The 3,290-nt window shown below is 69.2% G+C and carries 4 protein-coding genes; 2 read left to right on the forward strand and 2 right to left on the reverse strand.

Annotated features, from left to right (window positions below; translation table 11 throughout):
• Window positions 1–889, reverse strand: an 889-nt coding sequence (locus ACFU99_RS38365; RefSeq protein WP_384401751.1) for an ALF repeat-containing protein, incomplete at its 3' end; no start/stop codon positions are given.
• A 594-nt stretch (window positions 890–1,483) separates the two neighbouring features.
• Here ACFU99_RS38365 and ACFU99_RS38370 point away from each other — a divergent pair.
• Both ACFU99_RS38370 and ACFU99_RS38375 read left to right on the forward strand, forming a co-directional pair.
• A complete protein-coding gene (locus tag ACFU99_RS38370; RefSeq protein ID WP_384401753.1) occupies window positions 1,484–1,978 on the forward strand; it encodes a hypothetical protein in 495 nt (164 codons plus the stop codon).
• Complete coding sequence (locus tag ACFU99_RS38375) at window positions 1,941–2,498, forward strand: trypsin-like serine protease (protein WP_384401756.1); 558 nt, start codon at window positions 1,941–1,943, stop codon at window positions 2,496–2,498. Before ACFU99_RS38370 ends, ACFU99_RS38375 begins: the two co-directional genes overlap by 38 nt.
• Here ACFU99_RS38375 and ACFU99_RS38380 read toward each other — a convergent pair.
• A partial coding sequence (locus ACFU99_RS38380; RefSeq protein ID WP_384401759.1) for a DinB family protein occupies window positions 2,410–3,290 on the reverse strand: 881 nt, incomplete at its 5' end. The genes ACFU99_RS38375 and ACFU99_RS38380 overlap by 89 nt on opposite strands.

Raw genomic sequence — 3,290 nt, forward strand, 5'->3', positions numbered from 1 at the left:
GGGCGGCGTTGGAGGCGTCGATCGCGGTCCGGGCGGCGGCCGCGGCACCGGTGGCGGCGTCGGCCGCGCGTCCGGCGGCTGCACCGGCCTTCGCTGAGTCGTCCTTGGCCTTGGCCGTCTCGTCCGCCGCCTTGAGCGCCGCCGCCTTGGCCAACGCGGCTGATCTCTCCGCGCGTTCGGAGGCGTCCTTGGCCCGATCAGTTTCGATCTTCGCCTTCTTGCCCGCCTCCTCCGCAACCGCTGCCAGTTGCTGGACGGTCATGGTTTCGGCGTCGCGGGCCTGCGCGACCTCCAGGTCATGCTCGAGGAATCGGGTGACGCCTGCCGCGCCGCCATCCATCGCCCGCTGCGCTGCCAGTTTCACCTGGGGGCCGCCGGTGGACATGTAGGTGGCGAGCTTGACCCGATCATCCTCCTGCTGCGCCTTCACCCACCGCGCGTTGAGGAAGTCGGTCAGCGCCTTCTCGCTGCCGTCGTCCAACGCCTCCTGCGCGGCGGAATCGACAGCGCGCCCGGCGCCGTTCAACGCGGCCGCGACCGCCACACGCCGGTCTTCCAACAAGGGCTTCTTGTAGCCGCCGGTGACGAACGCGTCCAGATCCGCATCCGTGCCGTCCAAAGCCTTCTGCGCGGCGGCGAAGACGCCCTTTCCGGCGAGGGGGAGCATAGAGACGATCGCAACCCGCTCATCCTCGCTCTGCGCCCGGCGCTTGCCCTCGGCCAGGAACTTCCCGATCGCCGCATCGTCACCGATCAGCGCCTGGGCAGCGGCCGTCTTCGTCGCCCGGCCGCCAGACTGCCACAACTGCACGACCTGGGCACGCTGGCTGGTGTCGGGAGGTGTGTCGGCGTGGGCGGGCAGGGCCAGCGCGACGCTGGTGGTGAACACCGACAGTGTCCCTCCCCACGCCGTGGCCCACCGGTGAGAGCTGCTTCGGCGTCGGGGGCGTTGGGCTTGCGGAGGCGGGCCGGTGTGGCCGGTTATCGCTCCGGGCGGTGGGGCCGCACTCTGACCGGGCATGCGCATTTTCCTGCCTTACGTACGCGTTCTCGCAGCACCGCGTGCCCCCGCGCAGTGCACGGGCACAACAAGCGTCTGCGGACAGGCGTTGGCCCGCTGCAGTACATGACGTGGTGTCACACGGGGTGCGAGGCACGGCATCTGACACCGCACCCGACCCAGAGTTTGACACACTGTGTGAACATATTAGGAATCGTGTGAAATGGTCGACTCTGGCCGAGCCGTGCGTATCGCGCATGGCTGTTGCGTTGCGTCGATTCGTGTCCTGGCGCAGTACAGGGCCGCTCAAGGATGGGAGTTTCGGGAATGGCGATACGCCGACGACAGATCGGGGTGGCCGTGGCGTGCGCGGTAGCGGCGGCGGGGATGGCGACGGCTGCGTATGCCGCCCAACCGCCCGCGGAGCCCGGTTCTTCTGCTCCCGGTTCCGCTGCGGACGGTGCGACGGCGTCACCGACGCCCGTGGCGAAGCCGCACGGCCGGGCAGCAGGCGAGACCGCTACGAAGCGGGCCCAGGGGCTGTTGGCCGGCGTGGATCCTGTCGGTGCCGGTGTGCCTGGGGCGGGCGGGGACGAGATGCCGTCGGCGGTGGAGGACTTCGCCTACCCGAACGCGGAGCAGATCCTTAAAGAGCAGGGCATCCGGCTGATCAGGGGCGATGGGCGCATCATGCTCGCCGACTGCTCGGACGCGACGAATGCGGTGCAGGTGTATGCCCGTGACCAGGACGAGCCGTTCTGCTTCAGCGTCACCGGCAGGGGCGGCTACCTTGCCCTGGACCTGCCGAAGACGTACATGATCAAGGGTAACGACAACACCACGAAGGCCGACCTGACGGTCCCGGGTGAGGCGACGACCACCTACGACATCGCCAAGAACGCCTGGACCCAGGTCGGCGAGGCCGCCGACCCCAAGAAGCGTGAACACACCCTGGTCGAAATCCGCTCCACACGCTGACCTGCCCTGCGTTCTCTCAACCCTGCCCCTGCTCGCCACGATACCCGTAACGCACGCCGTCACCGGCGACTCGTATGCCTCGACCGCGAAGCTCACGGTTGGTGACGGTGTGCAGGCCCGTTCTTGTTCGGGGGTGTTGGTCGACTCGCAGTGGGTCATGAGCGCCGCGAGCTGCTTCGCCGACACCCCCGGCGCCGCAGTGACGGCGGGGGCGCCGAAGCTGAGGTCCACCGCCACTGAACGCCTTCAGTCGCCACGCAACGTGAAGATCGGGCCCTTGGCATCGTGTCGTTCCGCCTCCTCACCGTCGATCTGCCGTTGCATGAGCTGTACCTGTGACGCACGGATGGACCGCATCGCCGACCTCCAGGCGGCGCGCCTCCACCAGCTCGCCGCGCTCCCGACGGCCGCCCGCCCGGCCAGCACTCAGGTCAGGCCCGCCGGATGCTCGAGAAGTACCGCGTCCAGCAGCGCGGCACCGCGCAGACGGTCAGCGATGCCCGCATCCGCAGGATGCTGAGTCCGTAGCCGGCCCTACTCAGCGTCCTGTGCCTCGATGAGGTCGAGGTCGCGGACGCAGAACCGTGGTGCGCGAAGGTCTCGTTGAGCACCGTGCCGAGGCACTGCCGCACCGAGCGGCCCCTGGCGTACGGCGGCCAGACATCGTCGTTGGGCACCGGCGCTCGCGCTGCGAGCTGTACAGCGGTGACCTCGTCGAGCCAGGCCTCGAGCTCGGCGGCCTGTGCGTCACGCACGCTCACGATGTCGTCGAGGGCCGGATCGAGCGAGAGGTCAAGCCCGTGCGCTCCACGGTAGGGCTCGACGGTCGTCCCGATGCCCATCGGCGTGAACAGCTCCGTCGAGCCCAGGCAGCAGCGGCGGAACCACGAGTCGTGGACGAAGACCAGGTGGCGCATCGTCCGCACCGCCGACCACTCCTCATTCACGCTGCGGCGCTCGATGCCGGGCGTACGGCGGATTCGCTCGATCGTGGCGGCCCAGCCGGCCTGCAGCTGACGCGATGCCTCGCGCAGATCGGCCGGGTCCTCGGAGCGGATCAGCACCCGCACCGGATGACGCCGGTCGCGCTCTGCCTCGACGTACTCGGTGACCTCGACACCGTTCACCACGAGGTTGGTGATGAGTCCGTCGATCACGGCATCCTGCATGACGACGCCGCTCAGGCGTGCCCCGGTCAGGTCGCACTCGCGGAACTCCGTGGCTTGGCCTGGGCAAACGCCGAGCGGTGGGAGTGTAGCGGGCAGCCCGCCCTCACGGACGGCTTCTGCCCGTCCGCCCCTCGAAGGAGTGC

The organism is Streptomyces sp. NPDC057654 (assembly GCF_042800135.1).
Classification (GTDB): Bacteria; Actinomycetota; Actinomycetes; order Streptomycetales; family Streptomycetaceae; genus Streptomyces.